14 protein-coding genes and 1 riboswitch are annotated in these 19015 nt (G+C 34.0%); of the genes, 12 read left to right on the plus strand and 2 right to left on the minus strand.

Going from position 1 to position 19015, the window contains the following annotated elements; all coding sequences use genetic code 11:
* The first annotated feature begins 82 nt into the window (after positions 1-82).
* Positions 83-184: riboswitch (purine riboswitch) on the plus strand.
* Between the two features lie 143 nt (positions 185-327).
* The 6 genes from ACFOZ1_RS15435 (at position 328) to ACFOZ1_RS15460 (ending at position 7406) form a co-directional block, all read left to right on the plus strand.
* Positions 328-1665 carry a nucleobase:cation symporter-2 family protein gene (locus tag ACFOZ1_RS15435; RefSeq protein WP_390200716.1) on the plus strand — a complete coding sequence of 446 codons (1338 nt, stop codon included), beginning with the start codon at positions 328-330 and terminating at the stop codon, positions 1663-1665.
* A gap of 30 nt (positions 1666-1695) precedes the next feature.
* A complete protein-coding gene (locus ACFOZ1_RS15440) occupies positions 1696-2700 on the plus strand; it encodes a Rieske 2Fe-2S domain-containing protein (RefSeq protein WP_390200717.1) in 1005 nt (334 codons plus the stop codon).
* A 333-nt stretch (positions 2701-3033) separates the two neighbouring features.
* Entirely contained in the window at positions 3034-4359 is a 1326-nt protein-coding gene (locus ACFOZ1_RS15445; RefSeq protein ID WP_390200718.1) for an ABC transporter substrate-binding protein, read from the plus strand.
* A 144-nt stretch (positions 4360-4503) separates the two neighbouring features.
* Positions 4504-5424, plus strand: coding sequence for a carbohydrate ABC transporter permease (locus tag ACFOZ1_RS15450; protein ID WP_390200719.1), 921 nt, complete (start codon positions 4504-4506; stop codon positions 5422-5424).
* A gap of 11 nt (positions 5425-5435) precedes the next feature.
* Complete coding sequence (locus ACFOZ1_RS15455; protein WP_390200721.1) at positions 5436-6284, plus strand: carbohydrate ABC transporter permease; 849 nt, start codon at positions 5436-5438, stop codon at positions 6282-6284.
* A 111-nt stretch (positions 6285-6395) separates the two neighbouring features.
* Positions 6396-7406 carry a LacI family DNA-binding transcriptional regulator gene (locus ACFOZ1_RS15460; RefSeq protein ID WP_390200723.1) on the plus strand — a complete coding sequence of 337 codons (1011 nt, stop codon included), beginning with the start codon at positions 6396-6398 and terminating at the stop codon, positions 7404-7406.
* A gap of 597 nt (positions 7407-8003) precedes the next feature.
* Here ACFOZ1_RS15460 and ACFOZ1_RS15465 read toward each other — a convergent pair.
* Positions 8004-8879 carry a TetR/AcrR family transcriptional regulator gene (locus ACFOZ1_RS15465; RefSeq protein WP_390200724.1) on the minus strand — a complete coding sequence of 292 codons (876 nt, stop codon included), beginning with the start codon at positions 8877-8879 and terminating at the stop codon, positions 8004-8006.
* Positions 8880-9034: 155 nt separating this feature from the next.
* Here ACFOZ1_RS15465 and ACFOZ1_RS15470 point away from each other — a divergent pair, with 155 nt between their 5' ends.
* Positions 9035-10537: a DHA2 family efflux MFS transporter permease subunit gene (locus ACFOZ1_RS15470; protein WP_390200725.1), complete on the plus strand. Its 1503-nt coding sequence runs from the start codon at positions 9035-9037 to the stop codon at positions 10535-10537.
* A gap of 212 nt (positions 10538-10749) precedes the next feature.
* The gene (locus ACFOZ1_RS15475; RefSeq protein ID WP_390200726.1) at positions 10750-10923 is read left to right on the plus strand and encodes a Spo0E family sporulation regulatory protein-aspartic acid phosphatase; all 174 of its coding nucleotides are present in this window, start codon (positions 10750-10752) and stop codon (positions 10921-10923) included.
* Positions 10924-10948: 25 nt separating this feature from the next.
* Here ACFOZ1_RS15475 and ACFOZ1_RS15480 read toward each other — a convergent pair whose 3' ends face one another.
* Entirely contained in the window at positions 10949-11464 is a 516-nt protein-coding gene (locus ACFOZ1_RS15480) for a CueP family metal-binding protein (protein ID WP_390200728.1), read from the minus strand.
* Between the two features lie 253 nt (positions 11465-11717).
* On the opposite strand from ACFOZ1_RS15480, the gene ACFOZ1_RS15485 reads away from it, so the two are divergent.
* The 4 genes from ACFOZ1_RS15485 (at position 11718) to ACFOZ1_RS15500 (ending at position 18757) form a co-directional block, all read left to right on the plus strand.
* Entirely contained in the window at positions 11718-15461 is a 3744-nt protein-coding gene (locus ACFOZ1_RS15485; RefSeq protein WP_390200729.1) for an alpha-L-arabinofuranosidase C-terminal domain-containing protein, read from the plus strand.
* Between the two features lie 327 nt (positions 15462-15788).
* Complete coding sequence (locus tag ACFOZ1_RS15490; RefSeq protein ID WP_390200731.1) at positions 15789-16904, plus strand: GGDEF domain-containing protein; 1116 nt, start codon at positions 15789-15791, stop codon at positions 16902-16904.
* Positions 16905-17052: 148 nt separating this feature from the next.
* Positions 17053-17817: a DUF2935 domain-containing protein gene (locus ACFOZ1_RS15495; protein ID WP_390200733.1), complete on the plus strand. Its 765-nt coding sequence runs from the start codon at positions 17053-17055 to the stop codon at positions 17815-17817.
* 229 nt (positions 17818-18046) lie between these two features.
* Positions 18047-18757 (plus strand): HAD family hydrolase, encoded by a 711-nt coding sequence (locus ACFOZ1_RS15500; RefSeq protein WP_390200734.1) that lies wholly within the window; start codon positions 18047-18049, stop codon positions 18755-18757.
* The last annotated feature ends 258 nt before the right edge of the window (positions 18758-19015 follow it).

Below are 19015 nucleotides of genomic sequence, written 5' to 3' on the forward strand. Positions count from 1 at the left end.
GAGACATAGTTCAAATTGTCTAAATATTCGAACTTCATTTTTCGACAAACAAAGTATTGAATTGTCGAAAAATGGTGATATACTAAAGGAAACTTCATATTTTCATATAATCGCGGGGATATGGCCTGCAAGTTTCTACCGGTTTACCGTAAATAAACCGACTATGAAGAGTAAGAGAATAGTAGAGCTATTTTCAGTTATTTCGTACATTCACTCGAAATATACGCTTTTCATATAAAGCATATATTTCGAGTTTTTTTGTGCAAAAACACTAGGAGTATAGTGCAGTCTTTATATAGTTATTTTATAAATATTGGGGGATGACGAATGGGAAACACAGCGAAGAAATTACAAACAGAAGAAACAATTAAGTCTGTAAAGTCTACAGATAAAAACATATCAAATGGAAAAGCATTCTTTGTTGGATTACAACACGTACTAGCAATGGATTTATTTATACCACCAATTATTTTAGCTGGATTATTATCCTTATCTGTTGGGGATAGTGCATTATTAATTCAAATGACATTTATTGCATGTGGTATTGCAACACTGATCCAAGCAGGTTTTGCAATGAAATTACCTGTTATGCAAGGACCTTCGTTTGTGCCACTAAGTGCATTGGCAGCAATTGGTACCACATCAGGTCTTGGCGCAATGGTCGGTAGTTTAATGCCTGGTGCCTTATTAATTGCATTAATTGGGAAACCTTTGAAATTATTTAGTAAAGCTGTAGTCAAGTTTATTCCACCATTAGTTGCTGGAACAGTTATTATCGTTGTTGGGATTACATTAATGCCAAGTGCGATTAATGGAATTTACAATGCAGAAGGAAGCTTTTATCAAAATATTCTTATTGCGACAATTACAATGGCTGTATTAATTACATGTATGTATGTTGGAGAAAAAATGGCAAAATTCCGGTTTGTAAAAGTAGCTTCTGTTATTTTATCGTTAGGTATCGGTACATTTGTTGCTTCATTCTATGGTTTAGTTGATTTTAGCTCAGTGAGTGAGGCGTCTTGGTTTGCTTTACCTAGTATCTTTGCATTTGGTACGCCAGTATTTGAATTGGAAGCAATTCTAATCATGTTAGCAATTTATCTTATTATTGTTATTGAAACGACAGGAACATGGTTCACAGTTGGTGAAGTAACAGATCAGAAGTTAGATGAAAAGCGTCTGAATGGTGGAGCTTTTGGAGAAGGATTAGGTTGTTTTGTTGGATCATTCTTTGGAGGAACACCTGTTACTGGATATTCGACGAATGCTGGAATTATCGCAATAACTGGTGTGAAAAGTCGTAAACCAGTTATTGCAGGTGGTATTATTTTATTATTATTAGGTATGATGCCTAAATTAATGAATATCATCGCAAGTATTCCTGCACCAGTTATTAATGGTGTGTTCGCAATCGTAACGGTCATCATCATGATGAATGGATTTAAAGTAGTGAAAAAAGCACCATTTACAGAAAGAAATATGATTGTCATTGGTGTACCAATTATGTTAGCACTATTCGCTGTGTTAATGCCTACTGAGATTCTCTATAGTTTACCTACAATTGTCACATACTTTGTTTCTTCAGGAATTGCAGTTGGTGCGATTGGGGCATTAATTCTAAATTTCATTTTACCAGCCAAAAGTGACGACATAACAAATTAATCATAGAAGAATGGATAAGGAGATTGAACAATGCAACAAGATAAATTATGGAATGAATGGCATCCAGTGTATATTGCTGATGAGTTAAAAGAAGATCCTAAACAAGTACAAGTTCTAGGAGAAAAAATTGTAATTTTTAGAAATGACAAAGGTGTGCATGCCTTTAAAGATATTTGTATACACCGTGGAGCAGAGCTATCCTTAGGTAAGGTAGTAGATGGAAGATTAGTATGTGCATACCATGCATGGGAGTATGACGGTACTGGAGCATGTACCAAAATCCCTGCGCTTCCATGTGATCGCCCTATTCCAAAAAAGGCAAAAGCAACTGTCTATCATTGTGAGGAATATTTAGGGTTAATCTGGGTAAATTTAGGTGAAGATCCTGCGCCTTTTATTCATTATCCAGAAGCAGAAAAAGAAGGTCATCGTACAATTATTTGCGGACCATATGCGGTAAAGGCAAATGCTCCACGTGTAATTGAGAACTTCTTAGATGTATCTCACTTAATGTTTGTACATGAAGGATTATTAGGTGATGTGGATCATGCAGAAGTTGTGGATTATGATGTACAATTTGTTGATGATCGTTTGATTACAAGTAAAATTCCTGTATTTCAACCAAATGCGGACGGACGTGCAAAAGGTGGATATACAGATTATGTGTATGAAGTATTAAGTCCAATTATCGCACGCTTTACGAAGACGACAGAGGGAGAAGAGGAAGAATTAACGATCTTCACTGCTGTAAACCAAGAGGATAACGAGCAAACGAAAGTATTCATGTTATTAACACGTAATTATGATTTAGATCAACCAGATGAGCCATTCCGTGAATTTCAGGATACCATTTTTTATCAAGATTTAGATATTGTTCAAAGTCAAAAACCAGAATTACTTCCATTAGATTTGCAAATGGAAATGCATTTAAAATCAGATGCACTCACAATCGCATATCGTAGATGGTTAGATGAATTAGGAATAGAAAATGGCACAATGCCAATAGATAAAGAAAAGAGAAGCAGAAAAAAATAATAGATAAAACAAGCTAGTAGATTATTGTGGCTACTAGCTTGTTTATTAACGAAACGAGAAATCGTTTTCTTTATAAAGATAATTTATTTATTGGAATTTATTAAAAATGGTTGATTTTTTATTTATATGCGAATATACTCTATTACAGAAAGCGTTTACAGTCATACTGCAGGTGATTAAGACGCTTTAATTTATTTAGAATTAAGAAATCGGTTTCTTTTCTACATACTACTATATATAGCTTACAATCTACTACTTTATCCACTACTTTTTTTGTTGTATGTATTCACAATGTCACTTTCAATTGAAAATTTAATTAGGGGGTAAGAAGAAATGAAAAAATGGTTCATGCTGTTTGCTGCCCTTGTCCTTTTTGTGATGTTAGTTGCATGTAATAATCAGGATACAACGAAAGAAGAACCTTCAGATGATACACAAGAAAACCAAGAATCGACAGATCCAAATGCAGAAATGAATACGGATGCAGAGATTGAGCTGAATTTCTGGGTTTTTGGTAGTGCTGGTTATGAGACACTAGCAGAAGAATATATGAAAGAGAATCCTAATATTAAGATAACGATTAATGCTGGTGAGATGGAAGATATGCATAATAATTTGTTTACTTCAATTTCAGCTGGAAGCGGAGCGCCAGATATTTCTATGATTGAAGTGAGTAATATTGCTAAATTCATGGAAGCGAGTGACAGGTTTTATAATTTGTATGATTATGGTGCAAATGATGTAAAAGATAGTTATTTAGAATGGAAATGGAAGCAAGCAGAAAGTGTTGATGGATCATTCCAAATTGGATTACCGACAGATATTGGTCCGACGACGATGTTTTATCGAACAGATGTAATGGAAGAAGCAGGATTACCAACAGATCCGGTAGAGTTAGCAGCGGAGATTGATACATGGGATGCGTATTACGAAACAGCAAAGAAAATAAAGGAAACAACAGGAAAACCAATTACGGATAGTCCACAACTCATGTTTAATGCGATTCGTGATCAACAACAACAACAATATTTTAATGAAAATGATGAATTGATTATGGAAGATACAGTGAAAGAAGCTTATGATTTCACAACAAAGATGATTCAAGAAGGATTGATTGGTCAAAATGAATTGTGGACACCTGAATGGGGAAGTGCAATGACTGATGGTAGTTATGCTACATTAATCGGTGCACCTGCATGGATGATTGCGAATGTGAAAGCAAACGCGCCGGATGCGGGTGGGAAATGGTCTCTAACTACAATTCCTGAAGGTGCAGGGAATTGGGGTGGTTCTTTCTTAACGATACCTAAAGAATCGGAATATCCACAAGAAGCATATGATTTCATTGAATGGTTAGTTTCTCCGGAAAATCAATTGAAATCATTCCATAGTAATGGGTTATTCCCTTCTGCACCAGAAGTGTATGAAGATGAAGCATTTTTAGCAACGACAGATGAGTATTTTAGTGGTGCAGAAACTGCAAGAATTTTTGCTGAGGCAGCAGAATCTGTACAACCAGTATACATGGGAATTAATTATTCCATTGTAGATTCGGAACTCGTTACTGCATTAATCAATGTGGCGGTAGAAGGTGCAGATCCTCAAGCAGAATGGGATGCAGCGGTTGACCGCATTACTCGTCAATTAGAGAGACAATAATGAAATAACTACGCTGGTGATAGACAGATGTTGCGAAGCAGAATGGATTTGCAAACATGTTTTTCTACACCAGCGTATTTTTTAAAATTAGAAATAGAAACAGCTAAGAAGTTCTGCAATTTTGAATAGGAAGGAGTATGTCTTGTGGAACAAGTTGGATCAACATCTCACAAAAAACGCAAAAAATTTTGGACAGAAGAGCGTAAAGAAGCCTTTTCTGGTTATATATACATCTCTCCATTTTTTATATTGTTTTTTATTTTTGGACTATTTCCAATTTTATTTAGCTTTTATCTTGGCTTTCAAAAATGGAATGGTCTAAATGAAATGGAGTTTGTTGGCTTTCAGAATTTCGAGTGGATACTGACAGACCCTATTTTCTGGAAGTCGTTAAGTAATACATTAATCATGTGGTTATTAGGTACGTTACCACAACTTTTAATTGGGATTATACTAGCATATGCACTCAATGCATCGATAATAAAAATGAAAAGCGCATTTCGTGTATCTATCTTCATGCCATATGTTACTTCTACTGTTGCTGTAGCAATTGTGTTTGGTGTCATGTTCAATAGTCAAGAATTTGGATTAATCAATGTGATTTTAGGAACTTTTGGGTTGGATCCAATTAGTTGGTCTACGTCTGAATGGGGCGTAAAGATAGCTATCTCTACAATGGTTTTTTGGCGATGGGTGGGGTATAACACGATCATTTACTTAGCTGGATTACAAGGGATTCCGCATGAATTGTATGAAGCATCTGTCATTGATGGTGCAACAGTGAGACAAAAAATTCAGTACATTACGATTCCGTTGTTACGACCAATCATTATCCTTACAGTTTTTACTTCGACTATTGGTGCACTGCAATTATTCACGGAACCATTAATCTATATAGGTAGAACGTATCGTGAGGAAGGTATTACTGTTGTGCTATATCTATATAGAGAAGCATTTTCAAATCTCGCTTTTGGTCCAGCATCTGCTGCTGCCATTATTTTGTTCCTTATCATTATTGTACTTTCTACAATAAATGTATTCATAGCAAATCGGATTGGGCGATAGGAGGGTGAATGATGGGTGATTCGTATACTCAAAAACAATCAACTATACTTGTAAAAGGTTTTCTTTATTTTTTGTTAGCTATCAGTGCAATTCTTTCTATTTTTCCATTTTATTGGATGTTTGTGATGGCGACAAATGATAATAGTGCGATTAATAATTTGCCTCCAGCATTTATACCTGGTGGGGAACTTGTGGCAAACTTTATGAATGTAATTAACACAATCGATTTCTTTGGTGCGATTTGGAATTCGTTATTTGTTTCTGTTGTTACGACAATAGGTGTCTTATTTCTTTGTTCATTAGCAGGATATGCATTTGCTAAATTAAAATTTAAAGGGAGAGATATTCTCTTTATTGCTATATTAGTAACGATGATGATTCCACCACAGTTAGGATTGATACCACAGTACTATATTATTACGAAATTAGACTGGCTTAGTGATATGAAAGCAATTATCTTTCCTGGCTTAATCGATGCATTCGGGATTTTTTGGATGCGTCAATATATTAGTAGTAATGTTCCTGATGAATTAGTAGATGCAGCTAAAATAGATGGTTGTTCGAATTTTAGAGTGTATTGGAATATCGCAATACCAGTAATTATTCCAGCGTTTGCAACACTCGCAATCATTCGATTTATGTATATATGGAATGATTTCTTATGGCCATTAGTCGTATTGCGTGAAGAATCTGCTTATACGATTCAAGTAGCGCTTAGAGGTTTGATTGATAACTATGTGCGAGATAATGGCATGATTATGTCAGGTACATTTTGGGCAACTGTTCCGTTAATTATTATTTTCTTATTATTTAATCGTTTGTTCATTTCAAGCTTAACAGAAGGAGCAGTAAAAAGTTAGGCCAAAAAGATGTGTTTAGACGAGAAATCGTGGTATGATAAATAGTAATTAGTGCAAGCGGTAACAGTAAAAAGATAGAGAGAAGATGTCTGAAAAGTAGAGGTTAGAATCATGAAGTTAACAATTAAAGAAATCGCTAAAATGGCAGGCGTTTCACCTGGTACTGTTTCAAAAGTAATGAATCAAACAGGTAGTATAAGTCCTGACACAATAAAAAAAGTGAAAAAAGTAATTGAGGATACAGGTTATCAACCTAGTTTTTCAGCAAAAGCTTTAGCTACGAAAAAGTCGAATTTAATTGGCTTAATTTATGCTGGGGAAGTACATGTTGAATTTAATCACCCTTTCTTCAATCAAGTCATTAATGCATTCAAAAATACTGCTGGTCAATTAGGGTATGATATGCTCATCTTTTCCAATCAAACATTTAGTATGGGAAAAGAAAATTATGTCGCACGTGCCAAGCATTATCAACTTGATGGTTGCTTAATTATTGCAGGTGAGAATATTGAAGAAGCGATACATGAATTGGATCAAAGTGATATTCCTACAGTAGCTGTTGATTTGAAATTAAACGGTGAGAGATCTAGTTATGTGATGACAGATAATGAAAAGATATCTAGACAAGTAGTAGAGTATTTCTATCTAAATAATATTAGAAAAGTAGCATTTATTGGTGGGCAAATTAATTCAGATATTTCCAATGTGAGGAAGCATGCGTTTATACGAGCAATGAAGGACTATGGGATGGATTTAAAAGAAGAATGGATTCTACATGGGAACTATTTTGAAGAGAGTGGATATCAATTAATGAATGAATTGATTCATACCAATTCTATCCCAGAAGCAGTCTATGCAGTATCAGATATGATGGCTTTAGGTGTGCTAAAAGCGATTAAAGAGAACGGTCTACGTGTTCCACAAGATATCAAAGTGATTGGGTGTGACGATATTGAAGCATGTAGATATAGTGACCCATCCTTAGCGACAGTGAAACAAGACCAGTTGAAAATTGGACGGCTAGCTGCACATATGTTGCATGATTTAATTAATGAGTTGCAAGTGCAGAATAGTGTACTTGTCGATCCAGAGTTAATTATCCGTGATTCAGCAAAAAAATAAAATTTATAATAGTTGCGCACAAGAAAAATGGATTGGAACAAAAGAATTCTTTAACTTGAAAAATCCAAACGATTCGAAAGCTATTTACAGAATTGTTTGGATTTTGTGCGTATTAGATAGAAATTTGATATATAACTCCATTTGGTAATGATGAGATTTTTATATGTGCTTTGCATCCGCTCCGGCTTGTCCGTTTCCCTGTCCGTGTTTTTCCCCCGTAGTCGCGGAAACGGATACCTACACTTTTTTATACTCTACAATTATAGTAATCATAAAAATATTAGCTTTACTTCATATCGACCACGATGAACAAAATAAGCGCCTATCTGTAACAATCCAAAATGTCAGCACTTCCAAACATTGTAGAGCTTCACTAAGCGCAGGCGCCCACCCCCACTTCTATGGGGTCCTTTTTTCTGAAAAGTTAGCTGAAGGAAAAAGCCCATGGAAAGGGGAGGGGGCAAGCTGGAGCGGGGTATACGCACACGAATCATTTCATAATTATAGATTAAAGTTGTGTCATATCATTTTTTATTGCCAAACAACACATATATAATCGTTCTTATGATGTGTGAAGACCGCTATTTATGTCTTTAATTAATTATTCTCTTTCAGATAATTCCATACTAAATTCACGAATCGTTGCATTTGATTGGAGAGTGTGGTTGTTTCGAATGCATGGAATAGTGGTTGCAATAATTTTTCTATAATAATTTTTCTGATTCGTTCTCTTTCTAATTCACTAATGATGACATCAAGTAAGTCTCTTTGTTCTTCATTTAACATTTCTTGCTCTTTAAATCCATTAGCAAGTACAAGTAGTTCTTTTTTAGTGACCGTATTTTTGTACATATTTTGTTGAAGTGCATCAATTGCAAAATCATTCAAAAAAGTAGTTCCCTTTTCTTGCATGTATGGAATTAAATGCTCTACATAAGTGAATATAGTTTCTACCACTTCACGTAATGTAAAGTGTATACGTGTAAGATTTAGAGTAAATAACATATACTGCAACATACCGTAAAATAGTACGGTAGCTTCTTGTGCGTATGCTTTTATTTCTTCTCCAAAAATATCTACTAGTCTATTGGACAACCATTCCATTTCTATAACCCTATGTTGTAACACTAACTTTTTCAAATCTGATTGTTTGGAATAAAGAATGTTCTCGAACAATGGTCGAACATTTTTTTCATCATTTAATTGCATAAGTATCGTTATTTGATCAATCAATATGGAACGATCTTTAGGGTCTTTTCCAATTTGCATTGCTACTCGTTGTTGGTTTGCATCATATCGAATATTTTCAAGTATTTCAGCAATACAATCATGTTTAGAAGTAAAATAATTATAAAAAGTCCCCTTGGAAATATTTGATTTTTCAATAATTTCTTGTATCGATGTTTGCTGAAATCCTTTTTCAATAAATAGATTTAAGGCTATATCTGCTACTTTTCGCTTGCGATCATTCATGTTATCACCTCATTTTCTCTAAAGTCAGTATACGACCTAAAGTAAAGAAAAACAACTTTTTGAACCGTGAGTATAAAAAAGTTGATTATTTTGGACTCTAGGTATAAAATAGTTCAGTACTATAAGATTTTATGAAAGAATAAGAGGGAAGTAATATGTCAATACAAACGAAAAAAACACCATATTTTATGATAAGTATCCTATTTATAGGTGCATTTGTTTCTTTTCTAAATAATTCATTATTAAATGTCGCATTGCCATCTATAATGGTTGATTTAGGAATAGAAGATTATTCTACAGTACAGTGGTTAGCAACAGGATATATGTTAGTAAGTGGAATTTTGATTCCTGCTTCTGCATTTCTAATTACAAGATTTTCGAACAGAAGTCTATTTGTTACATCCATGTTCATTTTTACACTAGGTACAGCATTAGCTGCATTTGCTCCAAATTTTGGTATATTGCTTACAGGACGTATGGTTCAAGCGGTGGGTTCTGCAGTAATGGGACCATTATTAATGAATGTTATGTTAGTAAGTTTTCCGCGTGAAAAACGTGGTACCGCAATGGGTGTCTTCGGTATGGTTATGATTGCAGCGCCAGCTATTGGGCCAACATTGTCAGGTTATATTGTAGAGTACTATGATTGGCGAGTGCTATTTGAGATGATATTGCCATTAGCAATTATTAGTTTATTGCTAGGTATTTGGAAATTTCAAAATGTTATGGCACAGAATAAAGAAGCGACACTTGACTACTTATCTGTAGTTTTATCAAGTATTGGATTTGGCGGATTGCTGTATGGCGTAAGTAATGCAAGTGCTCATGGTTGGGACGATACTATTGTGCTAACAACATTAATTGTTGGTGCAATCGCTCTTGCGTTATTTATTATTCGTCAATTAAAAATGAAAGAACCATTATTAGATTTACGTGCATATAAATATCCAATGTTTGCCTTGGCGTCGATTATTGCAATTGTGAATGCAATAGCAATGTTCTCCGGGATGATTTTAACACCAGCATATGTACAAGATGTGCGTGGAATCTCTCCACTTGAATCTGGTTTAATGCTTCTGCCTGGTGCGATTATTATGGGAATCATGTCTCCAATTACTGGACGGTTATTTGATAAATTTGGTCCGCGTATGTTAAGTGTTATTGGTTTAATGGTTACAGCAATTTCAACATTTATGTTAGCAAATGTCCAAATTGATTCCACCTACACATATATCATTTCAGTGTACACGATTCGTATGTTTGGGATGTCGATGGTAATGATGCCTATTATGACGAATGGACTCAATCAATTACCAACAAGATTGAACGCGCATGGAACGGCGATCAACAATACGGCACAACAAGTATCAGGTGCGATTGGTACTGCAATCATGGTAACTATCATGAATAATGTTGCAAAATCTGAAGGCGAATCATTAATAAGTAATGTAGATCCACAAGCACTTACACAAGCAACAACAGAATCAATCACACAACAAGCATTACTAAGTGGAATCCAATATTCCTTTTATGTAGCACTTGGCATTAATATCGTTGCACTGGTGTTAGCATTCTTTGTTAAACGTGTAGATACAAGTGAAAAAGCAGTCCAAGAAATTGAAAAAAATTCTACCAAACCAGCAGAGTCTGTTGTATAATTTGTAAGTATGTAAAAAACGGATTTTGATACGTAGCTAAATAATCAATAACATCAGAGTAAAATAAGAATAAAAATCCGAACTATTTTTGAATAGTTCGGATTTCATGTTATCAACTTGTTCTTTTTGATAACATATCTTTGTTTAGGTTTGTTAATTGAAAATATTGGGTACACCTTAATAGATAATATTTGTAAAGGATGGTGAAAACTATGTTATCACTAGAAATGAAAATAGATGTAATGAGACAAAGACTTTATCAAGCGTATGAGAACAACGTGAGTTACGAAGAATTACTTGAATTGTCAGTTCGATTAGACCATCTATTAAATAAATTTCAACAAATAAGCAATCAATCCAACATAGCCTTAGAACCCGCTAATTAATCCAGTGATTCTAGCGGGTTCGTTCTTACAGTAGTTGCATTGTGGTAATACAAGTCGGGTCATCATCAAATGTGGATAACTCTGCTTTAGCTTCCTTATCCTGATAAGAAATTGTTACATAAAATTTCTCATTCCTAGGTAACCATATATCAATAAATCCATTATTAAATGATGTCATTTCTTTATTAACTATTATGTTGCCATCAGCATCTTCAATATAAACATCAAATGTAGTATCAGTAAGTTCACTTTGACATCCTGTTAAACTATGATAGGTACATGGATGTGTTGCATTTTGAAATGGCGCAATAGACAGAAAGAACTCCTCTTCAGGTAAATCGTAGGCCATTGTTTCATTATCTTTCTCCACTATTAATTGATTAGCATTCACAGAAGCAGAGGTAGCTTCAAGCTGATCTGTACTGTATTCATGAATCATTGTTTTGACTTCTTCATCTGATAGAGATGTTTCCTCATTACTGCAACCAATCAATCCAATCATACAACTCATTGTTAATAATACAATCCATTTTCTCAACATTCATCACTCCTTCATTATAATGAAAAGCAAAAGCATACATATCCTTTTTTCTTACGCTATTATAACATTAGTAGAATTTGATATTCCACTTTCTCTTCACTAAAAAACGATTATAGTTATATGTACGAGTTTGGTTATTCCGTTAAATAACTTATCGATTTACGCGATATAATGATTGACTTGTACTTACAGATTGTATAAAGTTTTAATCGAGAAGCAATAAAAAAGTGTATTTATAAAAGGAGATATAACTATGGGAAAACGAGCAATTCAACAGAGATTGCTTGCACATTATTCATTTCGAGATGTAAATAATATAGGGAAAGACATCTCAGGGAATGGGAATGATGCAATTGCAAAAGGAGAAATGAAACCGTTTGTAGAAGAGGTTGAAGACAAGTATGCTGTAACCTTACATGGAGGTCAGAATGGAACTTCTTATTTAGAACTTCCACAAGATTTATTGAAAAATGTCAGTGATAATACTGGTATAACGGTGACGACTTGGATTTATTTAAGAAAAGGTGAAAATGTATGGGAACGAATTTTTGATTTTGGTAAAGGACCAACTGGACCGTACATATTTTTAACTCGAAATTTTAGAGGTGTTTGTTATACGGAGACAGATCTAGTTGCAGATGCTGGAAAAACATTTGCTAGTGGTGAATGGGTGCATGTAGCAATGTCTGTGACAGGAACAGAGACAGGAACATTAAGTAGTGCAGGACCTGTGATTTATGTGAATGGAGAAATTGTTGCAGATGGCTCTATTAGTCAGACATCTAGTGGAACATACAAACAACTAAGACAATGGTTTGATACATTCAAAACGGAATCAAATTATTGTAACAACTATATCGGAAGATCACAACATGCAGCAGACCTTGACCTCTATGGATCTTTAACTGATTTTAGAATATATGAACAAGGGTTGACGCAAGATGAAGTAATTGAAGTGATGTGTGAATCGTTAACAGACCAAGAGATTGTCGCATTAGCAAAGGACAAATATTTACAATCACCAATTACGGTTATTTCACGGGATATTGAGCTACCAAGTCAATTAATGGGGAACAAAGTCAGTATCAATTGGAAGTCTAGCAATGCAGATGTTATCACAGATCATGGTGTAGTAGGTGATGTGTCTAGAGTCTATGGTGTTAATTTAATCGCCTATTTACAAAAAGGTGATGCTAAAACAGAACAAACTTTTCCTGTAACAGTATTGCCACAAGGAATGCCATCACATCATATTACAGTAGATGGAACGAAAGAAATTGCATCTGTAAGTGATGTGATGTATGGCTTATTTTATGAAGATATTAATAATGCAGCAGATGGTGGTATTTATGCAGAGTTAGTTCAAAATCGTTCTTTTGAATCATTTGCATTTGACACATATTCTCATGCTTCAGGTGCTTGTGGTTGTTCCACAGGAAGAAATCATGTGCCACTTCATGCGTGGTATGGAGATGTGGATAAAGTCATCGTACAAAATGAAGGTGGATTAAATGACTTTTTTCGTGTAGCTGATCAAGAGGTTAATAGTCATTATATTACAATGCCAAGTGGTGTAACAATAATAAATAAAGGATTTAATGATTCTAATCATTATTGTGCAATGGCAATTAAAGAGAACGAGCTTTATGAATGTACTATTTGGGCAAAAGCAAATGAACAGAGCACACTTACATTACAACTTCAAGATGAGAACAATCTCCCGATAAGCAATGCCATTACAGTGGAAGTAGATGGGAATAACACGTGGAGTAAATATGGAGTCGAAACAAAGCTTACTTTTAAAGGAACGAAGACAACTTTCGGTCAACTAGCATTGACAAGTGATGGAGAAGTATCGATTGATTTCGTCTCACTAATGCCGCAAGATGTATGGGGAGCAAAAGAAGAAGAACACTCAGAGACGGCAAACAAAAATTACTTAGCGAATCCCAATTACCGTTTGCGAAAAGACTTAGTAAACGCACTTGTAGAGTTACATCCTAAATTCTTACGTTTTCCAGGTGGCTGTATTTCGGAAGGTTCTTACATTTGGGAGAATGTGTATGAATGGAAAGATTCCGTTGGCAGAGTGGAATTACGTAAAGAGAATTTTAACGTATGGGGTTACATGATGACGATGGGACTCGGTTATATGGAGTACTTCCAATTAGCAGAAGACCTTCATGCAGAGCCATTACCTGTTATGGCTTGTGGTGTATTATGTCAAGCGAGATCGAATTATGTACATCCAGCAGGTGGTGAATTAAGAGATTATTATGTAAAGAGCTTTACGGATTTAATTGATTTTGCAATAAGTACAGATTTTGAGCAAAATGAATGGGCACAAGTGAGAAAAGAAATGGGGCATGAACAACCATTTGATTTACATTACTTAGGCGTCGGAAATGAGAATTGGGGTATAGAATTCTTTGCAAACTTTGAATACTTCAAAATGAAAATAGATCAGTATATGGAAGAAAATTACCCTGGATATGAATTACACATCATTTCTACAGTTGGTGCGCAAGCAGATGATGATGCATATCAAGAAGGATGGAAATTTTTAAGTGGTAACTTCTCTGGAAATCATCAAGTTACCTTTACAGATGGAAAGAAAGAATTTGAAGAAGAGATGACATGGTATACACATCAACCGAATTACATGGATACAATAGCGGATGAACATTATTACCGTTCAAATGAATATTTACTTCAAAATGTGGATCGCTATAATTACTACTACCGTAACTACAATGAGGATGGTAGTCTGAATGAGAAAGAATCATCTAAGGTGTTTGTAGGAGAATTTGCTTCAACAGATAAGAATACGCTAGCAGGTGCGGTTGCAGAAGCAGCCATTATGACAGGTTTTGAAAATAATGCAGATGTGGTGAAGTTAGTAGCTTATGCGCCGTTGTTTAATAAAGTGTTAACAGATGGTACCTATCGTTGGACACCTGATATGATTTGGTTTGATAATGAATCTGTATGGTATACACCGAATTATTATGTACAACAACTATTTGCAAAATATGTAGGGAAAACGGTCTGGGATACAACATTCGCTTCATATAAGAAAGGTGAGCTTACGAAATACAAACCACATGGCGGGGTGTCTATCGGAACAGGTGATGCGGAAGTTCTCGTGAAAAGTATAAAAATCATCAATAATCACAACAATGAACTACTTTTTGAACAAGACTTTACAACTGAATTGCATGAAGATTGGCAAGTGATTCCTGGATCTGTTGGTACAGAATATATCGAAGGAAAAGGTCTTCATTTTCACAAGCAAGCGAATGGTAGAAATGGGCTGTATTTATGGAAGAATGAGTGGTCTAATTACACTGTAGAAGTAGAAGCAACTAAACTTTCTGGAGATGAAGGATTGTATATAGGAGTTGGCTTAACAGATATTTCGGAAGAGAAGAAGAATGTGATAGAATATGCCATTCATTATAATGGCACTGCTACAGGTGTGAAAGTATTTAAAGATGGTGTAGAAGGATATACGCTTGGCGACTATTCTTCCAGTACAGCAGCGGGTAATTTACGTACAAGTATGTTAGAAAAGTTTCAAGTGGACACACCATATACAATTGCTGTGAATTATGGTGGGATAACAAATGACCGATTAGTATGTTCTTATAAAACGAAAGATTTTGAGAGTAAACGATTAGATTATAAATTAGAGGCATACAATCGTGATATTTTCCATACTGTATCAACAGATGATGACAAAGTCTACATGAAACTAGTGAATGCAGATGGGTATGAAAAAGTAACAAAAATTTCACTTAAAGGATTACAAGTGAAAAATGAAGCACATTGTATTACAATTACTGGAGATGAGAGTGTAGTTGATTTGCCGAATGTAAACAAAAAAGGCAATGAGCAAATTGTACCGATAGAATCACAGATTTCAATAGATGAAGACACAATGCTTGTAACATTAGAGCCATATTCAGTTAAAGCAATTGTGATGGATAAGAGATAGGTAAGTAGCTTTTAAAATATGCAACACATAAGAAGGTGATAGAAGACTTTCTTGGTGTTGCATGTTTTTATGTGCGTATTCTAAGTTAGTAATAAATAGATTTGACTATAAATAGTGTCAAAAGTATAATAATAATGTTAAGCAGAATTATGTAGTTAGACTTATTCGTTGATGACTTAAACATGTGTATACATAATTCCACAAGAATAAATCATACTAGTCTAAGTTGATTTTAGTGCATGATTATCTCATTTTTAGCATACTGTAAAAATGTAAGTCATCACGAGTATACTTGGAATCTGAATATTAGTATAGGAGTCTAAATACATGGATTATTTAGTACAATTTCAAATTAATATTTTCGCTTTGATGATATTATTTATTTTGTATTTTATTGTGAGAATGTCAAAAATAAAAACATTTGGAAAGCGTTTAATCCGGTGGATAACAGCAACCACTACGATTGCCATTATACTAGAACCATTGACATGGATATTTGATGGGATGCAATTTACTGGGGCGTTTTTTTTAGAATACTCGAGTAACTTTTTTCTTTTCTTAATTGGACCAATTATTGGTGGTCTTCTCCTCTCCTATGTAGATTACAGAATTTATAAAAAACCAAAACGTATAGCTAAAAAACTATACTATCAACATGCAAGTATTGCAACATGTGTCATTCTACTAATAAATATATTCATCCCGGTTTATTTTCAGGTAGATATAGAGACAAATAGTTTTAGTAGTAGGGAATGGAAAGAATGGCACTATGTCATTCTAGGTAGCTTATACATCTATATGTTCCTCTTCCTCTTAATGAATAGAAAGAAAGTACAATTCCATGAAGCAACTATTTTTATTGTTTGTTTCTTTCTTCCAGTCATAGGAATGATTGTGCAATTGTTCGATTCGAAACTACACTTTTCTTGGACATCCATTGTGTTAGGGATTTTCGTCGCGTATATTTTCTTAGAAACAGCATCTACTGAGGAAGATCATCTTACCAAATTATTTAATAGGCAAAGTTATGAAACATATTTAAATTATTTAATGGAACATCGGCAATCATTTGGAGTTACTTTAATAGATTTAAATTACTTTAAAATAATTAATGATGATTTTGGTCATGCAAAAGGTGATGAAGTTTTGATGTATTTCGCCTTGTTATTAAAAAAGGTTTTTAGTAACAATGGTTTTGTGGGAAGACTTGGTGGAGATGAATTTGTCGTTATAAGTAATAGTACAGAAGAAGAAATGTTTACATATATGAATGAATTAAATGAGCAATTGAAACTAGTAGATAATAAGCTAGTGAAGAATTTGAGCTTTAGTTATGGATATCAGTATTATACCCCAAATATGACGATAGATGAGTTGTATATGAGTGCCGACAAAAAAATGTATCAAAATAAACATAGCATGAAAGAAACAAAGGTAAGGTAATCGAACTGTGCCTAAAAAGACTTGTATGTTCATCGTGAAATATGCCAATGTTAAATGTTTCGATTACGGCCAAATTCTAATCTTGTGATAAATCTACATGTACTTGAATACAATGAATTATCATGTGTAATAAAAGGGGATGTGGCTATTGCAAGGAACTGAGTTAGATTACGCCAAGTTTGAACACCGTTTTTGGTTACATATTTTAGCGGATCATGCACGTTTTATTTTTGATACATTAGTACCATCTCAAATAGATGATTTGCAAAAGGCAGAAGTATTTAGGCAACAGTACGATGATTTATATGCGAAGGTGGATGTACTTGCTGAGAAAAATGCCATCGCTTTTGCTATACGTGTGGAAGATGTCACGAAACAATTTCGAGAATTTAAGTTATCACTTATCGCACGTCATTTGATTGGAGAAATGATTATTCATTTAACACCAACGTTTCTTAATCATATGGTAAATGAATTAGATGAATATGTTCGTATTATTCAATATTTAAAACAAGGAGAAAAACCACCATTATTTCATGAACTGCATCACCATTTAATATGGTTACTTGATGCATCAGGCCACGCTGGTGCCATTAATGATCATCTAGATGGTGTAGAAAAGCGGTTGAAAGAAAAAAGCGCTCAATTTACACAGCATTTTGATCAGTTTTATTTAAAAGCAGTAGAGTTAACGGGTTATTTACGTACAAACATAGACCAATTTCCTTCATTAGAAAGATTTAATCATGATGTCGAAATAGAAATGAAACTATTTCAAACATTTTTACATGAAATAGAGGAAATGGAATTGAATGCAGAAGTACTTAGCACATTCACTGCTTCTATGGCAGATCATATGGCACGTGAAGAACAATATTATTTATTGAAGTTAGCAGAAGTGAGAAATAGCTAGTTATACTATTTGTTATAATAAGAGAGACAAGTGATTATATGCTTGGCTCTCTTTTTTAGTCTATTCATAAATAAGGAGCTGAATCCATTGAAAGAAATAGTAGGCGAATGTATAGAATGTCAGAAGTTAGTGTATTGCGAAGATGGCTTTTTTGATGGGGTATATGACAATCATAAGTTGTATTGTTATAATTGTCACAAGGGCAGAAAAAAAGAAGGGAACACAGATAATGAAAACAGTAATTTTTGATGTAGATGATACATTGTATGACCAAGCAATGTCTTTTCATAAAACTTTTCATAAAGTAATTAGCACGAATTATAGTTACAGTGAGATAGACAAAATTTATCGTTTAAGTAGAAAATATAGTGAAGAATTATTTGATAAGAGTGAAGCGAAAGAAATATCTGTTCGTGATTGGCAAATTGGTAGAATCTTATATGCTTGCAGAGATTTTGAGATTCATATGGACGAAACAGATGCACTACTTTTTCATGAAACATATGTAGAAGAACAGAAAAAAATTAAGATGTTTGATGAGATGAGAGATTTATTAGATTTATTAAAAGAAAAAGGTGTACAAATTGCTATTTTGACTAATGGTGAAGAAAGTCATCAAATGATGAAAATCGAACAGTTAGCACTTTCAAAATGGATTTCTACTAATAATATTTATGTATCTGGTAGTTATGGTGTAGCAAAACCGAAGCTCGAAATCTTTCGTATAGTAGAAGAAAAGGTGAATTGTTCTCCAGAATCTACTATATATATAGGAGATTCTTTTGAAAAAGATATTATCGGTGCTCGAAAAGCAGGATGGCAAGCTATATGGTTTAATCATCGTATGAAAAAGCCTCATTTGGATAATGAGATTGACTCGTACTTAGAGTTTCAAAAAGCAAATGATATATATAATTGGTTTTATGACTATTTTTCTTAAAAAGTGATTGACAACTTCATATAGATAATGTAATATATTTTCTTGTCGACTTATTCCTTTTTGAAATTTAGTAATCTTTTAATTTAAATTATTTTTCAAAAAAGTTGTTGACATGAATAACTGATTTAGATATAATATAAAAGCTGTCGCAAAAAACAGCTCTTGATCATTGAAAACTGAACAAAACAACCAGTATGATATATAGTAAGAAATGCTAGCTTTTAGAAGCGAGCTTAAAGTCAACTTTATTTGAGAGTT

The sequence above is a fragment of the Gracilibacillus marinus genome (assembly GCF_042651725.1).
Taxonomy (GTDB): domain Bacteria; phylum Bacillota; class Bacilli; order Bacillales; family Amphibacillaceae; genus Gracilibacillus; species Gracilibacillus marinus.